This window comes from Stutzerimonas stutzeri, from assembly GCF_024448955.1.
In the GTDB taxonomy this organism is placed as follows: domain Bacteria; phylum Pseudomonadota; class Gammaproteobacteria; order Pseudomonadales; family Pseudomonadaceae; genus Stutzerimonas; species Stutzerimonas stutzeri_AQ.
In genome coordinates, this window is the sequence record NZ_JAMOIH010000002.1 from 202,038 (window position 1) to 219,421 (window position 17,384).

The following is a 17,384-nucleotide window of genomic DNA, read 5'->3' on the forward strand; positions in this document are numbered from 1 at the left end:
CCGGGGCTGTAGAAGCGATCAGGATTCGGCATGGGTCTTCTCATCGGCCCAGAAGGGAGCGTCGGTCTTGTTGAAGTTTGCGGCTGGTGTATTGGTTGCATCCACCTTGCCGCCTCTGATCGGCGGTGCTGGGAATAGCCAGAGAAGTGCGCCGGGTCGGTGGCCCTTTTCACCGGTATCCAGCACCAGGCGCAATTGTGCCCGTACCTGCCATTCGTGATACAGACTGGTGTCGCGCGGATTACCCGTCCAGCGCCGTGTAGGCGGTGTGGTCATATAGAGTTCGCGGCCATCAGGCAGTTTGCGCTGGGCCACTGGATCAGGGTTATGTACCTTGATTGTCGGTGGAAACGGCTCGCCGTTACCGCGATAGCGTATTTCACTGCTGCGCAAGCGGGTATGGGCTTCGATGTTGACGTCGCCTATGTGAGCCAGCAGGCCAGGCAGATTGCTGCGGATGCGGATGCGGGTATTGGCACTGGCCAGCTTGCGTAGCTCGGCATCCTGGTTCATATCTAGCTTGGCGTAAGGCTTGAAATAAGGATTGGGCTCGATGGCGATGCGGATACCGGCGAAGATACCGACCAGGCGATAGAAGGCCTCCTGCGTATCGCTCACCAGATAGCCGAACTGCTTCTCGCCAAAGGGGCCGCACTCCAGCCAGTCTTCCAACTGGGTGCTGCTCAGCCAGAAAACCAGGCCGGCGCCGATCACGATAAGTAGCAGTGCGGCAAGACCAAAAGGGTTCAAGCCAAACAGCGCGCTGCTGCCGCTGAAGAGCGGCGTGTCAGCAGTAGACGCCATATGGCTTTTTTCGCCCCAGTACTGAAGCTCAGGCTGCTGTGATTGGCGTCCGCCTTCCTAGCGCAGCAGGTAGGTAAGCAACGGTAGGCGACGGTGCCACAGCCACATCAACCCCGGTGCACATTATCGAAATCGTCGGCTCTGGGGGTAGCCTGGATGCCCTTGGCTTCCTGGCTGCGGTAATAGGCTTCGATGCTGAGTGCGGGGTTTATAGCGGCTTCGATAATGCAGGGATGCTGCTGCCAAGAGTGTTTCTGGTTGCGCTCCATCATGGCTGGACGCTCCTTACGCTCCCATACCCGGTATTTGGCATCGCGCCATCTCCGAGGCGGTCGTCCAGTGGTTGCATCATGAGCGGCGCTGGTCGGGTCCAGATGGCGGAACTGTTCCAGCACCGGCAGTTCGGGCAGCGGCTGGCTGACGTCCATATAGCGCTGCAAGGTATCCCAGAAGGCCAGGCATTCTTCGCGGGTCATGCCCAGGGATTGCAGCTTGCCGCCAAGAAACACCTCGAAGTCGTGGTAGCGATGGTGCAGCCAGATGGCCATGCCGCCGCTGCCATGGGGGCCGGGGCGGAATTCCATGGTGGCGTCGAATTCGTAGAAGGGCGCGGTGAAGGACTTACGGAAGCGTCGGGCGACGGTGACCGTGCCGGTCTGACGATTCAGCTCGCTGCCGTCGTGCTGGAACAGGCGCAGGTAGAGGTCGAGCAGATAGTCCCAGCCGACCTGGCCCATCAGCACCGAAAAGGCCATGCCGGCGGGCAGCCAGAATAGGTTGGCGCCATGCTCCGAGGTTTGGAAGGTGAGTAGCGTGCTTAAAAGGGCGATGGCAAAGCCTGAGCCCACTTGGATGAGATAACGCTTGTAACGGCTTTGCTCCGACATAAACCACATGCTTAGTCCCATCATGCCCAGCGTGAAAAGCACTAGGAGATAGCCAATCACCATGGAGAATTCCATCTCCGTTGGGATTGGTTCGACCATGGCAAACATCCAGAAGAGCCAAGGAATAAAGAGAATCGACCACCATTTCAAGAAGGGGATCAGGATCAGCAGTTTATTTGAGTTTTCGAAGCGCCAGCGCTGATGATTGACATACAGGTCGGCCTGTCCGGTTTGTTCTAGGTAATCTTTGGTGTCGCCCTGCAGTTGGAAGCCCACGTCCTGCCAGGGCTCCAGGTGGGCGTAGTGACCCCAGCGCAGGGGCGTGCGGGTCAGGCTGCCGCGCTTGGCGTCCTCGCGCCATTTGTGTGGCGGCTGGGCGGGCACCGCATCGCCGCGGTAAGCGGCGGAGCCGTAGGAGGCTTGGAGCATATCGATAGGCGCGTTCATATCTTGGCGTAGTCCCGTTCTGCGATCAGCCAATAGGGTTTGTCGCCGTCCTCGTCTCTCGGGCCGGGCCGTAAGGCCGGATTATAGGGTTTCCAAGCACGTGGCTTGGGTTGAGGGATGATCATGGACGCGTATGCCGGAAACGGGTCATCGGCGCGGCACCGCAGTTCCCCCAGATGGAACTGGCCGCAAACCTTGAGGCCATATTCGGTCGCTAGTCGCACGCGGCTCATGTCGTAATGCGGGACTATCGGAAATTGCGCCGGAACCAGATAGAGCGCCCTGCTGTTGTCGAGTATCAGTGCATTCAACTTGGCGCGATCTATTTCCTTACTTTGGTAGGACCAGCCGCTGATGTGTCCTCGGATCCGCACGCGTTCGGTGGCGGTCAGGGCGAAGCCGTGTTCTGCGTTGAACTGGCCCAGCAGCGGGCTGTGTAGTATCACCACCCAATCGTAGGGGCTGGCGGCGATATTCTTTTTCGTCAGGGCTTCGTCAAAGCGGGCCTTGTCCTTTACCCTGGCGCTGTTCTGCCAGTCCTGCAGGCGCTCGATCTGCAACTGGGGGGCGCCCAGGGCACCGAGCAGCTGCTGGTAGGCCTGTACCGGGTCGTTCATCTGCGGTAGACGCTGCTCACGGCCGAAGGGACCATGCTTGACGGCCTGTTCCAGGGCGCTGTCGCTGAGCACGGCGGCGGCGACGGAACCGCCCACCAGCGCCACTACGCCGATGCCCAACAGCCAAGGACTGGCCAGCAGGCCCACCGTATACAGCGCCCAGACCCCGGCGCCGCTGGCGGTGATGGCATTGGCCACGGCCACGTCCTGCTCGCCGTCGCGGCTGGCGCGGTAGGCGTCCCAGGCGAAGACGAATGCGGTCAGGCTCATGGCTCCCGTCGAGCCAAGGCGGGACCAGGTCAGCCAAGTGCCGCCGCCGGTGCGCTGCGCCAGGTTCGTCGCCCAACGCTGCCCCAGCGTATTGTTAACGCGCGAAACATCGAAGCGACCCGACTCCCACCAGACGTACCAGGGCGCGCGCAGGCGCTGGTTCTTTTCCAGCAGTTTCAATGCAACGCTATTAGCCGCTAGGCCAAGGTCGGCGGTTGCAGACAGAAGTCCAGCGATCGAGCGCCCCGTCTCCTGCTTCCAGAGCTCCTGCGCCCCAAACGTATTTACATGCAGGTTGTAGAGCGCCAACACCGATGCTAGTAACGGCAGTTTGGTCGACTTGGATAGCTTCTCCGCCGTGTCCAGATGATTTATGCCGAAACGCCATTTATTGAAATCCTGGACCAGCGGGTCATCGACATCGCCGACCACCATTAGCAGGCGGCCCAAGTCCTTACTGGCGAAGTTGAGGCGTACAGCCAGTTTGCCGCTGCTGGTGGCACGTACCCTGCCACCGCTGTCCTCCAGGCTGGCATACAGGTAATTCTTACGGGTAACCGCAGCGCGTTCGCCAGGCGTAATGCCGAAGCTCAGCCCTGCACCATGGACGCCTATTACTGCCTTGCCCTGAGCTATCGCCTTGCCCTGTTCCACCATATTCAGGGACATTCCCCGGCTATGTAGATCTTGCAATGTACGGAAGCTGGGGGCGAATGCCCGCTGCATCTCAACGACAGTAAGCTCCTGGTGCGCGGATAGCCGCTTGATAATCTGCACCACGCCCTTGGCGACGTGGGCTAAGAGCTCGTCAATGGCCAATGCAATATTCTGGACGCCATAGGAGTGATTTGGCGGTTGGTCGCCCGCTTGGCCTTCCTCGCTTTGCTGGCTAATCAGCAATGCCAGGGAACTAATGCCCAGCCGCTCGGGGTTGATGTTGTCCTGGCTGGTCTTCAGTTGCTTGAGACGTTGCAAGGTTTCCGGCAACTGATCTGGCGCGCTGGACAGTAAATCTCGGGTTAAAGCATGGCTGGCGCCAATCAGCTTTTTAGCCACTGCATTGATCTTAGCGCTGTGCTTGCGATCTTCCGCTTCGATGCAGCGAGCATCGCAAGCTTTGGGTGAGCGTTGCAGCAACTCGAGTAGTTCGACCAGCAGAGCGTAGGGTTCTAGCAGGCGTTCATCGCGGCAGTACAGCCAGTCGTTCCAGACGCTCGGTAATTTCTTATCAATTAGCCTAAGGATGCGCTCCTGTTGCCGGTATAGGCATTCCCGCGTCTGTTGGCGCTCGGTGTGCAGCATTGTGCGGTTCAGCGCTGCCCGGTCTACATAGGCGCTCAGATTGTCTATCGACATGACTTCTTGATAGAGCGCCTCCGCGTAGCGACCAAATGGCTGGTGAGGTACCAATGCGTTGAGGGCTTGGAGCAGTTCGACCGCCAACTGCGATTGCGCTACCGCATGGCGCAGATCGAACAGAGGGTCGTCGAGTATCAGGCCAACCAACTTCGGGTAGTTGCGCAACTGGTACTCCGCTAGAAGATCTGCGTTGGCGAGTGACGCTGGTACTGGCTCGGGAGGATTTTCTTGTAGATGCTTTGCCAACTCCTGTTGGCGATTCTCCAACTGCCTGATCATCAGATTCTCAGGTAGCTTCTGCATTGCAGGCGTGAATAGCGCTGGATCGTCGAGCAAGGTTTCCAGATGCAGTTCCCGAGCGCAGAGGCCAAGGGCGATGTTGGCGATGGGGAGCGCCGGCATGGTTTGGGTCGGCTTCCACTGCTTGGCATCGACCACCGCGGCGGCCCACGCCGGGCGAATATTCTGGCAGCGGTTCTTAATGCGGCCGCTGCTGGCTTCCAGCCATTGGATGTACTCCCAGGTCCAGGGCATTTCGCTGTAGGTCATATAGAGTTCATTGGCGACGTCGCGGCCCTGTAGGATCACCGGTAGGATGACGAGATGTTGGGTCTTGCCGACGGGATCGCGTTGGTCAGCATTTCCTCCCTGCTCGGCCGTCTTGCGCCAGTGGGCGACGTCCACTTCGGACAACTGCCCTCTGCCGTCGCACTCCAACTCGCGCCACAGCCTGTTCTGCAGGAAAACGTAGATGCGGCCTGGGCGTGGCAGCCCCCCCCTGGGGGCTTCGCTATGGCTGTCGTATCCCGGTAGGCGTGCCATTGGCACCACAGCCAAAAGGGTGTTCTGCTGGATATTCTCTTCTTCTTCAGTAGCACGGGCGTCGAGCAGTATGGGCAGTTGCAGCTTGCCCCCGTCCTTGCGATCAACATTCAACACCAGTCGGGCGCGACGAGTATTTTCATACACTGTACGTTTGCGGACGCCCTGTTCGATGTTTTGGTCGTTGAAGCTGCTCATGCTTTGTCCTCCGGATCCAGTAGGTCGATTTGTCCTCCCTGTTCCGGGTCCCCCCAGACATCAACAATCAGCATCGCTGGTCCTTTCTCGCCCTGCTCAGGAGGGGAGAGAGGGTATTAACTCTGGCCTTTCCGGCTTTTTCCCCAACTGGAGCGGTATCGGTCGGCTTTGGTTTGACCGGCATGATGGGGCTGGCCCCGGAGCCGCTACTGCCCGCTCCCCCGGAGTTCATCTTGATCACCGGACCAACCAAAGTGATGCCGCTGGCGTCGAGTTTGATGAAGCTGCCGGCGGCTTTGAAGGTTAGCTCGCTGCCCGCTTCGAGGACGACTTTCAGGCCGCTGGAGAGGTGAATTTCGTTGCCCGCCTCGACGAACTGCCCGCTGCCGATTTTCAGGTGCTGGTTGTTGCCCACGGTGAGGTGGTCGTTGGCGCGGATCTCGGTCTTGCGGTCGGCGTGTGTGGTGCGGTGTTCTTCGGCGCGGAATTCGCTGTGGCTATTGGCCTCGACGGTGTCGTGGCGTTCATGGCCGACGCGGATCTTCTGGTCGTGCTCGATGTTCTCGTCCCAGTCACGTTGGGCGTGGAGGTAGATCTGTTCGGCGCCCTTGCGGTCTTCGATGCGCAGTTCGTTGTAGCCCTCGCCACCCGGCGAGCTGAGGGTCTTGAACAGGCTACGGGTCTTGTTCGCCGGTAGGTCGTAGGGAACGGCATTTTCCTTGTGGTACAGGCAGCCGGTGATCAGCGGCTGGTCGGGGTCGCCTTCGAGGAAGGTGACCAGCACTTCCATTCCGACCCGAGGGATAGCGATGCCGCCGTAGCGGTCGCCAGCCCAGCTGGAGGATACACGCAGCCAACAGCTCGTCTTGTCATCGGCTTGGCCCTCGCGATCCCAGTGAAACTGGACTTTTACACGACCGTATTGGTCGCAGTGAATTTCCTCGCCGGCGGGGCCGGTGACGACTGCGCTCTGGCTGCCGAGAATGCGGGACTTGGGATGTTTGAGCGCTGGGCGGAAGGGGACGGCCCAGGGCGTGGCGGTGAAGTGGTTGCGGTAGCCTTGAGTGAAGGCGTCTGCTCCGAAACGTTGGGCAATGCTCCCTAGCCCCTCACCCCAGCCCTCTCCCCCGAGGGGAGAGGGGGTTGGTGCGCGCGGGCGTGACGCGTCGGTGGCTGACTCCTCCAGTACTTGCGGTTGCTTGCCCTCATGAAAAACTTCGCTGAGCAGCCACAGCTGATTCCAGTCACTACGCGGGTGCTCGCTGAGCGGGAGAAAGTGACCACTGACCAACAGCGGCTGATCGCTTTCGCCGTCGGCCAGTTCGAAATCGTGGCGGTGCCGTTCCAGAACGCGCCGAGACAGTTGCTTGCCGCGCTCGCGATCGACGAAGCGGCCGGGATAGTCGTAATCCTCCAGGTCAGGCTGGGCGTCGCTTCGAACGCCGGCTTCCAGCATCAGACGGGGCTTTTCGAAGTCGTAATCGCGGCGGGTGACGCGGCCGGTGCGGGTCTCGATGCGCACGCCGAAGCGCTTGATGACCGGCGCGTCAGCAACCAGTCCGCTGTCCTGCTGGTAAGCGACCGGTGCAAGTTTCGGGAACACCGTCTGGTCATCACCGAACACCAGCATGTGGCCGGCTTCGCTGTGCCGAAAGTGGTAGTGAATGCCTTCTTCCTCACACAGACGCTGGATGAAGTGCAGGTCGGTTTCGTCGTACTGAACGCAGTAGTCACGTTCAGGATAAATCACTGGGCCAAGGTCGAAACGGTGGCTGTCGGCAGCGAGAATGCCGTGCTCTTCCAACACCAGAGCGATGATCTGCGGTACCGAGAGGTGCTGAAAGATTCGCTGGTTGGTCCGGTGCGCCAGATAGGCGAGCTTCGGAACGATGACCAACCGATAGCGAGTCAGGCGTTTGCCGGATTCGCCCTGTGCGGCGCGGTGGATCTGGCCGTGGATGCCGGCGCCATCCGCTGTGAATGCCAGAAACGCGGATTGGTGCAACAGGCTTTCCAGATCCAAGTCGGGCCGCTCGCTGACCAGCTCCAGTTCGAAGCGGTAGGGCTGGCTGATGGCTTCTCGGCCGCTGAACTCAAGCACTTGAAGGTCATGCTCGATGCCTTCGATGTGCAGGTAAAAGTGCTTCTGGTTGGCGGGGGCGAACATCCTTGTTCCTCCTGGATCCGTCCATGGTGTGCGCCAGGGCGCATGCGGGGGCTTGATGTACCACGCGCTGGCGGCGTTGCGGTGCGCTGAGTCGCGCATTGCGACGCCGCGGTCCGAATTTCCGCTACTGTTTCGCAAAAAGGCTTCAGCCGGGGTGCGCCCGACCGAAGCCTGCTTTGCCGCGATCGCGTTAGCCAGCGATTGGGGTGCGCCAGTCGTCAGAGCCGGAAGTGCCGGAGACTTCGTGGGTCCAGACGATCTTGCGGTAGGTGAAGTAGACGTCTTCCAGATGGGTGAAGTGGGACATGTTCGGGTCTTGGCAGTTGGGCATGCGCGACTGCACGTCGACGATCACCGCGTCTTCCAGTTCGATGGTGTAGTAATGCTCTTGGGTACCGGTGGAGGAGGTGCGGTACCACTCCAGGCGGCACTTGTTCAGGCGCTCGCCGGAGGTCAGGGCGTTGAAGATCAGCGGCGACGACTTGTCGAACACCTTAGTGATCATCAGCGGCTTGTGTACACGCTGGCCGGTGGGCTGACCGGACTGCGGATCGCGCGGAATGATGACCTGGTGCTGGAAAGCCTGCACCAGGATCTGGTCTTCATGTCCTTCCTGGAAGATATTGCCGACCGAGTCCTCTGTGAAAGTGCCTGCGGTGATCAGGCCTTGCTTGGTGCCTTCGAGGGACAGATACGCGGGTGTTGGCATGAGTGCTCTCCTTTGCCTTTGTTGAATGCCGGAATGGCAGGCAGAGAAGTACAAGTCGCGTGCCAGGTTGCTGAAACTAATTACATATCAATGGGTTACTGGATGCACATCGCAAGCGCTCGATCTGATCTGCGGGACTGCTCACACTAAGTTGAGCAACTTCCTGCCGGCGCTGTGCAAGGTTTGGCACAGATGCGCCCCAGCCCAGCGTTTACGGGCCGCGAGGCTGAGGGGATCAGGGTGGTGAGCGAAGTTCTGCGCAGCATATTGCGCAACGCCATTGCTCATGACGAGCAGCTGATTTCCAGATGCTTGCCCCATTCCGGCGGGCGCTTGGCGTAGTGCTCCATACCCGGTTGCTCATCGAAGGGGCGGCTGAGCACCGCATGCAGCTCACGCACCGGACCGTAGTCGCCAGCTTCCGCAGCCTCGATTGCCTGCTGGGCCAGGTAATTGCGCAAGATGTATTTGGGATTGACCGCGCGCATGCGTGTCCGCCGCGCCTGCTGGGCGCTGCCCTCGCTCTCGGTGCGCTTGCGATAGCTCGCGGCCCACTCGTCGAACGATTTGATATCGATGAAATCCTCGCGTAGGCGAGCCAGGGCCTGCTCCGCTGGGCTCTCGCCGAGTTCGCGGAAGAAGTTTGTGTAATCGATAGCGCTGCCCTGCATCAGCTGCAGCAGGCGCTGCACCAACTCTTTGTCGCTGTCGTCAGCGGTCTGCAGGCCCAGCCGCTGGCGCATCAGGTCGAGCCAGGCAGCTTCGTAGATCGGCAGGAACAGGTCCATCGTCTCGCGTAGCTGCTCGATGGCGATGAACGGCGTCAGCGCCTGGGCCAGCGCGGCGAGATTCCAGTGCGCGATGGGCACCTGATTCTCGTAGGAATAGCGGCCGGTGTGGTCGGAATGGTTGCAGATGAAGCGAGCATCGAAGTCATCGAGAAAAGCGTAGGGACCGAAATCGAAGGTGATGCCCAAGATCGACATGTTGTCGGTGTTCATTACGCCGTGGCAGAAACCATAAGCCTGCCAGCGGGCGATCAGCTCGGCGGTGCGCTGCAGCACCTCGCGGAAGAATGAGTGGTAGGGCTCCGGATGTTCCAGGCAATCGGCAAAGTGAGATTCGACGACGTGATCGAGCAGCTGCTTTAGTTCGTCGTGCTGCTTGGTATAGTAGAAAAATTCGAAATGGCCGAAGCGTACATGGCTAGGCGCCAGGCGCAGCAGCATCGCGCCGCGCTCCTGACGCTCGCGATAGACCGGCGTATCCGAGCCGGTCACGCAAAGTGCGCGTGAGCTGGGAATGCCCAAGGCATGAAGATGCTCGCTGGCGAGAAATTCGCGGATCGAAGAGCGCAGTACGGCGCGACCATCGCCCATACGCGAGTAAGGCGTGAGGCCGGCGCCCTTGAGATGCAAGTCCCAATGCTCGCCGGCATCGTTGACCACCTCGCCCAGCAATAAGCCGCGACCGTCGCCTAGCTGCGGGTTGTAGCTGCCGAATTGATGACCGGAATAGACCATCGCCCGCGGCTCGGCGGTGCTCCAGAGCTTGTGGCCGGAAAACAGCTCGGTGAACAGCGGATCGTCCGCCAACGCCGGGTCGAGATCGAGCAGCCTCATTGCTGCCTCGCTGGCCACCACCAGGCGCGGTTCGGCCAGGGGCTGGGGCGTCACCTTGGTGGAGAATACGTCGCCGAGTCGGGCGAAGCGGTTATCGAAATGCAGCTCGGTGAGGGTTTTCACGGTGGCTCCGGCGCTGTCTTGAAAGATAGCGCCCGCCGGGCGAGCGCATTTGAATTTGGAGGTCGCGTCTGTCGGGGCGTTCCTCAGGGCTGACCGCTGGCAGGTGTGTCGATGAGAGTTTCGTCCTTATCGACCCGCTGGATTTCCAGCGCTGGCGGCGGGTTCTTCAGGTGTACATCCAGCTGCCGGAAGGCGATGACGATTCCGCGTGTGCGGAATTCCTGATCGAGCCACCGGTTTATCTCGTCGATTACCGGGTTGCGGTCGGCGAGGTCGCGCACGTGCAGGCGCAGTTCATGCTCCAGCCGGCTCTCGCCGAAGCTGAGAAAGAACACCTGCGGCTCGGGCTCCTTGAGCACGCGAGGATTCTCTCGGGCCGCCTGGAACAACAGGCTGCGAACCACTTCCAGATCGGAGCCGAACTGTACGCCGATGCGAATGGTGACCCGGGTGACGGTGTCGTTGAGCGACCAGTTGACCAGCTGATCGGTCACGAAGGTCTTGTTCGGGACGATGATTTCCTTGTTGTCGAAATCGGTGATGGTCGTCGCCCGAATGCGAATGCGGCTGACGGTCCCGGACAGGTTGCCGATGGTCACCACGTCGCCGATGCGGACCGGTTTTTCGAACAGAATGATCAGGCCCGAAACGAAGTTGGCGAAGATCTCCTGCAGGCCGAAACCCAGCCCCACCGAAAGGGCAGCGACCAGCCATTGCAGCTTGTCCCAACTCACGCCAAGCGTCGAAAGCGTCGTGACGATGCCTATGCCGACCAGCGTGTACGAAAGCAAGGTGCCGGTGGCATAGGCGCTGCCCTGCGCGAGGCGCATTCGGGACAGCACCAGAACTTCGAGAAGCCCTGGCAGATTCCGCGCCAGCGCGAAAGTTATGACCACCGTGGCCAGTGCGCCGATTAGATTGTTGAGCGTGATGGCCGAGGTAGTGGCGGTCTCGCCGCTGCCGCTGGTGAATTCATACAGGGTGACGTTATCGAGATACGACACCACGCTGATGAGATCGGCCCAGACCCAGTACAGCACGACGAAGAACAGGCCGAACATCGCCAGCCGGGTCAGGCGCAGGGATTGTTGGTTGACCTGGTCGATTGCCAAGCCGGGCTCGGCGGCCTCTTCGTGGGGCATGGTCGATTCATCGGGATTCGCTTCTCGCCTGGCGACCGCGCGCTTGTATGCCAGACGCCGCGCAGCCACCGTAAGACCACGGATCAGCGCTGCCTCGACAACGACCCAGGCCAGCAGGAGATAGAGCGTGTCGATCAGCCGGCCGGTCAATTTCAGCGCGGTGTAGTAATACCCCAGGCCCACCACCACGATCAGCGCCAATGGCAGCATGCTGAACAGCAGGCCGATGAAGCGGCGAACCGGCGGTGCGTTCTGGCTCGATGGGCCTTTGAGCAGCAGGCGTGTCAGTCTCCAGCTCATCAGTGCGTAGCAGGTGATGACGACCACGATGCCGATCACGTCGTCCACCAGGCTTCCCGGCTGATGCTCGGCGATCGCCACGACCGCCACCAGTGCCATGACCACTAGCCCCAGCCGGCGGATTTCATTGCGCAGGAAGGCCACCTGCGGCTGGAACCAACCGAAATGCGTTTCGGCAACACGGTTGGGCGAGAGCATGCGATAGGCGCTGTAGAACACCAGCCAGGCCTGCGCCATCTGATAGAAAGCGGCGCCGAGACTGATGTTCTGACCGCGACCGTCCATCTGTAGCAGGTACCCACACAGCGCTAGAAACAGCGCACCGGGCAGGGCCAACAGCAGGTTCAGCATCAGCGCCAGCGGCGTATGCAGCTGACTGTCGTTGCGGAAGTGGCCGATGTCCGCACTGAGCGAGTCGAGCTTGGCGTTTATGGCATTTCGGCGCCACAGCAGCGCGCCGATCACCAGCAGCAGTGGCACGAAGAACAGGGGCCGCTCCACCAGTCCGGCACCGAGCGCCTCGAACGCGGAGCCCCAGGGCATCGCGCGCAACTGCCGGTCGAGCAGCGTCGGTATGTTTTTGAGCCAGTCCAGATCCAGCGGCTTATTGCTCGGAATCCAGAACATCTGCTCGTCCAGTGTTTCGCTCAGCGCTTGGGCCTTGGTTTGAAGCTGGCGCTGATTCAGCTGCAGCGTAATCGATTCGCTCAGTAGCGCGTTGAGCGCGTGATTGAGTCGATCGAGCAGCTCGCCACGGGTGCGCACGAGCTCCAGCAGCGCGCTGCGCAGCTCCGGCGTTACCTCGTCGGGAGGCTGGCTGGCGAGCTGTTGTTCGACATACGCCTCGACGTTACCGCTGAGCTCGCGGCGCTGATTCAGCTCGAACTGGTAAAGGCGGATATCGGCGATCTCATCCGCCAGGTTCTTGTTCAGGCTTAGCTGTGGCAGGGCCTGCTTCTGCTGGTAAAGCACCTTCGACAGCAACAGGCTGCCTTCGAGCACGGCGATCTGCTCTTCCAGCGCCTGATCGGCCTGATTGAGCGTATCGAGCTGCTGGCGAGTCTGCAGATTTTCCTGGGTCAGGTCGTTGAGACGCTCGGTGGCGCGTAGCAGATAACCCGAAAGTTTGCGGTTCTCCGCGCTCTCGGCCGGTAGCAGCTTGTCCGAGCCGGCCTTCTCGGCCTTCAGCGAGAATTCGGCGACGGTTTGCTCCGATTCCTCGCGGCGTTTGTTGTTGATCGCCGTCTGCAGCGCCATGGTTTCCTGTTCGGCGCGCGTGATGCGCTCGGACAGCAGGTCGCGGCGGGCAATGCCCAGATCCTGCAACAAGCTGTTGCTGGCCAACTCGTTGCGACGTAATTCGATCTGAGCGTTGAGCGCGGTTTTCTCCGCGTTGAGCAGTTCACGACGCTCGTCAGTCAAAGGTTTGCCGCTCTCACGGCCCGTCTTGAGGAGGTTGTTGATCTCGTCGATGCGCGTCTGAGATTTGCTGATGTCGGCCTGGGCGCGCTCCGGGCGCGTCTGCGAGCTGATGATCATGCTATTGGCCGACGTCAGGGCCGCCTGCCAAGCCGAGAGTTCATCGACGCGTTCGGTCAGTCGCTGTTCAAGTGCGGGGACGCTCTGCTTGGCCAGCTTCGACGCCAGTTCGCTGGTGTCGCTGCCCTTGAGCTTGCTCAGCTCACGTTGCGCCTCGGCAATTTCCTTCGGCGCGCCGGCTAGCTCGGCCTTGAGTTCGGTCAGCCGCTGCTGCGCCTGACTCGCCTGGTCGGCGAACCGGCTGGCGCGTTCATCGTTGCTCGGTTGCGCGGGTTTCGCCTCTTCCCCGGCGCTCTGATTGCCCGTCAGCCCTGGGATGGTCGGGGCGGCGTGGAGAAGGGGCGGGGCGACAAGGAGCAGTGTCGCCAGCAGCAAATTACGCAATGAGGCCATGGGTACTATCGAAATGAAGAACGAGCGCGGAGTCTAAGGGCTGCGGATGGCCGCGGCGAGTCCATAGATCGGAACGTCCCTCCATCCTGACCGCGACCCAGGCGCCTCGTCAGAACTGCAGCGACGGGCCTGGTTTTTCGCCTTCCGGGAACCTCAGTCCGACCTTGCGGACTTCCCCCTGCTCCATGGCGGCAATCGTCCAGGTCAGGCCGCTCCACTCGATATAGTCGCCAATGACCGGTTTGCCGCCGACACGCTCGGTAATGAACCGGCCTATCTGTTGATGTTCATCTACATCACCCAGCTTCAAGCCATACAGCGCAGCGAGAGCGCCCATCTCGGCTTCGCTTTCGAGAATGAAGTCACCGAAGAACCGCATGTCGCGGCCCCGTTGCGGCGCCTGGCTGAACAGTTTGCCGAGTGCCGGCAGATCTTCTTCATGGCCGATGACGCAAAGGATGTCATCGACCTGCAGCCGCGTACTGCCGGACGGGTGCAGCAGCGCCCTGCCACGGAATAGCGCGGCAATCCGCGTGCCTTCGGGCATCTTTAGTTCGCGCAGGGCCGCCCCGACACACCACTTGCTGGCGCTCAGGCGATAGATGAACAGCTCCCACTGGCTGGTGGGGTGGACTTGCAGACCGGTGCGCGAAATTGGCGATGGTGAAGGCGGAACTTCGACCTTGGCTTTTTTTGCCGCCCAGCCGAGCGTGGTGCCCTGCAACAGCAGCGAGACCAGCACGATGAAGAACGCCACGTTGAAAAATAGCTGCGCATTGTCCAGGCCGGCAACAAGTGGAAACACAGCGAGAATTACCGGCACCGCGCCGCGCAGGCCGATCCAGGAAATGAACAGGCGCTCGCGTAGATTGAAACTCCTGAACGGCAGCAGGCCAATGAACACCGAGAGCGGGCGGGCGAACAGGATCATCCACAACGACAGGAGCAGGGCGGGAACGGCGATGGGCAGCAGCTCGCTGGGCGTTAGCAGCAGTCCGAGTACGAGGAACATGCCGATCTGGCTGAGCCAGGCCAGGCCGTCGAACATGTGCAGAATGCCGTAGCGGTTGCGAATCGGACGGTTGCCCAGCAGCAAGCCGCAGACGTACACGGCCATGATCCCGCTGCCGCCCGCCGCGCCGGATAAGGCGTAGATCATGATGCCGCCAGCCACGGCCAGCAGCGGATAGAGGCCATCGGCGACGGAGAGGCGATTGATCAGATGCAGCAGCAGCCAGCCGCCGGCCAGGCCGAGCAGAATACCGATACCGAACTGCTGAATCAGGCTGATCAGCACGGTCCAGGTGAATGAGGTTTCCCCCGAGGCGATCATGCTGATCAGGGTGACGGTAAGGAACATCGCCATCGGATCGTTGCTGCCCGATTCGATTTCCAGTGTGGGCCCGACGCGTTCGTTGAGACCTTTGCCGTTGAGCAGGTTGAATACCACCGCGGCGTCGGTGGAGCCGACGATAGCGCCGATCAACAGACCTTCGATCAGGCGCAGGTCGAATAGCCAGGCAGCCGCTATACCGGTCAGGCCGGAGGTGATCGCCACGCCGAGGGTGGCCAGCGACATCGATGGCCAGAGCGCGACGCGGAAGGTGGCCTTGCGTGTTCGCATTCCGCCGTCGAGCAGAATCACCGCCAGCGCCAGGTTGCTGATGATGAAGGCGAGCCGGTAATCCTCGAAGACGATGCCGCCAATACCATCGACTCCAGCCAGCATGCCGACACCGAGGACGATGACCAGGATCGGCACGCCCAGGCGCGCGGACAAAGAGCTCATCAGGATACTGGCAGCAACCAACAGGGCACCGACGAAAAAAAGGTGGTTGATGTTGCCGACGTCCAAGTGCGGTCTCCGAGAAAAGCGAGTTTCCCGGCAGTTTATGCACGGGACATGCCAGCGATTCTAACCCGATGATTTGACGGGCTGTCAAAAAAAATGCCCCTTGTGCTAAGAGGCATTCATCGAGCGCTTCGTGATGGTGGCGGCTGGCTTTGAGGCTCTGTCTCGGTTTATCGGAATGGTCGCTAGAGCTTCGGCGACACCGCCCAGTGCGGTGCGCGGGAAGCGGAAACCGACCTAGAACCAGCTGTCGTCCATCGTCAGGCAGGTATCGTCGCGCGCGTCCAGCAGGTTCAGCTCGTGCTGGCAACCCGGCACTTCCCAGGTCAGAAAGTAGCGCGCGGCCTGCTGCTTGCCTTTGTAGAAATCGACGTCGGAAGGATTGCCTGCCGCAAGCCCCTGTTCAGCGCGAATCGCCTGTTCCAGCCAGCGCCAGCCGATCACGGTGTGTCCGAAGACTTTCAGATACAGCGCGGAATTGGCCAGCGCCAGATTGACCTTGCCGGCCATCAGGTCGCCCAGCAGTGCCTGGGTGACCGCGGTCAGGCGCGCGACCAGCTGTTGCAACGGTTCGCGCAACGGCTCCAGCGATGGGTATTCGGCGGCGCGTGCGCAGCAGTTCTGGATCAGCCCGAGCAACTGGCGCAGGCCGGCGCCCTTGTTCTGCATCAACTTGCGGCCCAGCAGATCCAGAGACTGAATGCCATGGGTGCCTTCGTGAATCGGATTCAGACGATTGTCGCGGTAGTACTGCTCCACCGGATATTCGCGGGTATAACCGTGGCCGCCGAGGATCTGGATCGCCAGTTCGTTGGCCTTCAGGCAGAACTCCGAAGGCCAGGATTTGACGATGGGGGTGAGCAAGTCGAGCAGCTCGGCGGCGTTGCGTCGTTCGTCCTCGCTTTCAGCGGTGTGCTCGTCATCCACCAGCCGCGCGGCATACAGGCCCAGATCGAAGGCGCCCTCGACGTAGGCTTTCTGCGTCAGCAGCATGCGCTTGATGTCGGTGTGCTCGATGATCGGCACCTGCGCCGAGACGGGATCCTTGCCGTCCGGCAGTCGGCCCTGCGGGCGCTCGCGGGCGTAGTTCAGCGAGTACAGATAGCCCGCGTAGCCGAGCATGATGGCGCCCATGCCGACGCCGATGCGCGCCTCGTTCATCATTTGGAACATGTAGGCCAGGCCCTTGTGCGGCTCGCCCACGAGATAACCCACACAATTGCCGTTATCGCCGAAGTTCAGCGCCGTACTGGTGGTGCCGCGCCAGCCCATCTTGTGGAACAGGCCGGCCAGCAGCACGTCGTTGCGCTCGCCGAGGCTGCCGTCATCCTTGACCAGGAATTTCGGCACGATAAACAGGCTGATGCCTTTCACACCGGCCGGCGCATCCGGCAGCTTGGCCAGCACCATATGCACGATGTTTTCGGACAGCGGGTGATCGCCGCCGGAAATGAAGATCTTGTTGCCTTTCAGGCGATAGCTGCCGTCGCCGGCCGGCTCGGCGCGGGTGCGGATATCCGACAGCGATGAGCCGGCATGCGGCTCGGTGAGCGCCATGGTGCCAAAGAAACGACCCTCGATCATCGGCTGCAAAAAGCGCTGCTTTTGCTCTTCCGAACCAAAGGTTTCGATCAGATGCGCCGCGCCCATGGTCAGCATCGGATAGGAGCTGGTGGCGATGTTGGCCGACTGGAAATGCGCGAAGCAGGCCCGCGATAGCAGGTTTGGCAACTGCATGCCGCTATCTTCGAAGCTGCGCTGGGCATTGTGGAATCCGGCCTCGATGAAGGCGTCCACCGCCGGTTTGACCTCGGGAATCAGCACCGCCTCGCCGTTCTGGTAGAGCGGCTCGTTCTCGTCGGACTTGCGGTTGTGCGAAGCGAAGTATTTTTCCGCGATCTGGCGGGCGGTACCCACGGCGGCATCGAAGGTCTCGCGGCTGTGGTCGGCGAAGCGTTCGCGGCGGGTCAGCGCTTCGGCATCGAGCACTTCGTAGAGCTCGAAGGCAAGGTTGCGTGGGCAAAGCAGCATCTCGGGCATGGGGTGTCCTCCGTTTTATGGGCCGGAGTCTAAGGAGGTGGCGAGAGAGCTGCCTAGCACCATACATTCGAGTGATGGAGCGACACAGCGGTC

At 61.0% G+C, this 17,384-nt stretch carries 9 protein-coding genes; all 9 read right to left on the reverse strand.

Features of this window, described 5'->3' with window-relative positions:
* Positions 1–18 precede the first annotated feature (18 nt).
* Positions 19–804, reverse strand: coding sequence for a hypothetical protein (locus NA645_RS02925; RefSeq protein ID WP_256047435.1), 786 nt, complete (start codon positions 802–804; stop codon positions 19–21).
* Positions 805–911: 107 nt separating this feature from the next.
* Complete coding sequence (locus NA645_RS02930; protein ID WP_256047436.1) at positions 912–2,138, reverse strand: hypothetical protein; 1,227 nt, start codon at positions 2,136–2,138, stop codon at positions 912–914.
* Positions 2,135–5,404: a hypothetical protein gene (locus NA645_RS02935; RefSeq protein WP_256047437.1), complete on the reverse strand. Its 3,270-nt coding sequence runs from the start codon at positions 5,402–5,404 to the stop codon at positions 2,135–2,137. The genes NA645_RS02930 and NA645_RS02935 overlap by 4 nt, the downstream gene beginning before the upstream one ends.
* A gap of 67 nt (positions 5,405–5,471) precedes the next feature.
* Complete coding sequence (tssI, locus tag NA645_RS02940) at positions 5,472–7,571, reverse strand: type VI secretion system tip protein TssI/VgrG (RefSeq protein ID WP_256047438.1); 2,100 nt, start codon at positions 7,569–7,571, stop codon at positions 5,472–5,474.
* 190 nt (positions 7,572–7,761) lie between these two features.
* Positions 7,762–8,280: an Hcp family type VI secretion system effector gene (locus NA645_RS02945; RefSeq protein ID WP_003284174.1), complete on the reverse strand. Its 519-nt coding sequence runs from the start codon at positions 8,278–8,280 to the stop codon at positions 7,762–7,764.
* Between the two features lie 284 nt (positions 8,281–8,564).
* Positions 8,565–10,025: a protein adenylyltransferase SelO gene (gene selO / locus NA645_RS02950; RefSeq protein ID WP_256047439.1), complete on the reverse strand. Its 1,461-nt coding sequence runs from the start codon at positions 10,023–10,025 to the stop codon at positions 8,565–8,567.
* Between the two features lie 83 nt (positions 10,026–10,108).
* A complete protein-coding gene (gene mscK / locus NA645_RS02955; protein ID WP_256047440.1) occupies positions 10,109–13,399 on the reverse strand; it encodes a mechanosensitive channel MscK in 3,291 nt (1,096 codons plus the stop codon).
* A gap of 109 nt (positions 13,400–13,508) precedes the next feature.
* Positions 13,509–15,254: a potassium/proton antiporter gene (locus NA645_RS02960; protein ID WP_256047441.1), complete on the reverse strand. Its 1,746-nt coding sequence runs from the start codon at positions 15,252–15,254 to the stop codon at positions 13,509–13,511.
* A gap of 234 nt (positions 15,255–15,488) precedes the next feature.
* Positions 15,489–17,291 carry an acyl-CoA dehydrogenase gene (locus tag NA645_RS02965; RefSeq protein ID WP_256047442.1) on the reverse strand — a complete coding sequence of 601 codons (1,803 nt, stop codon included), beginning with the start codon at positions 17,289–17,291 and terminating at the stop codon, positions 15,489–15,491.
* Between the last annotated feature and the right edge of the window lie 93 nt (positions 17,292–17,384).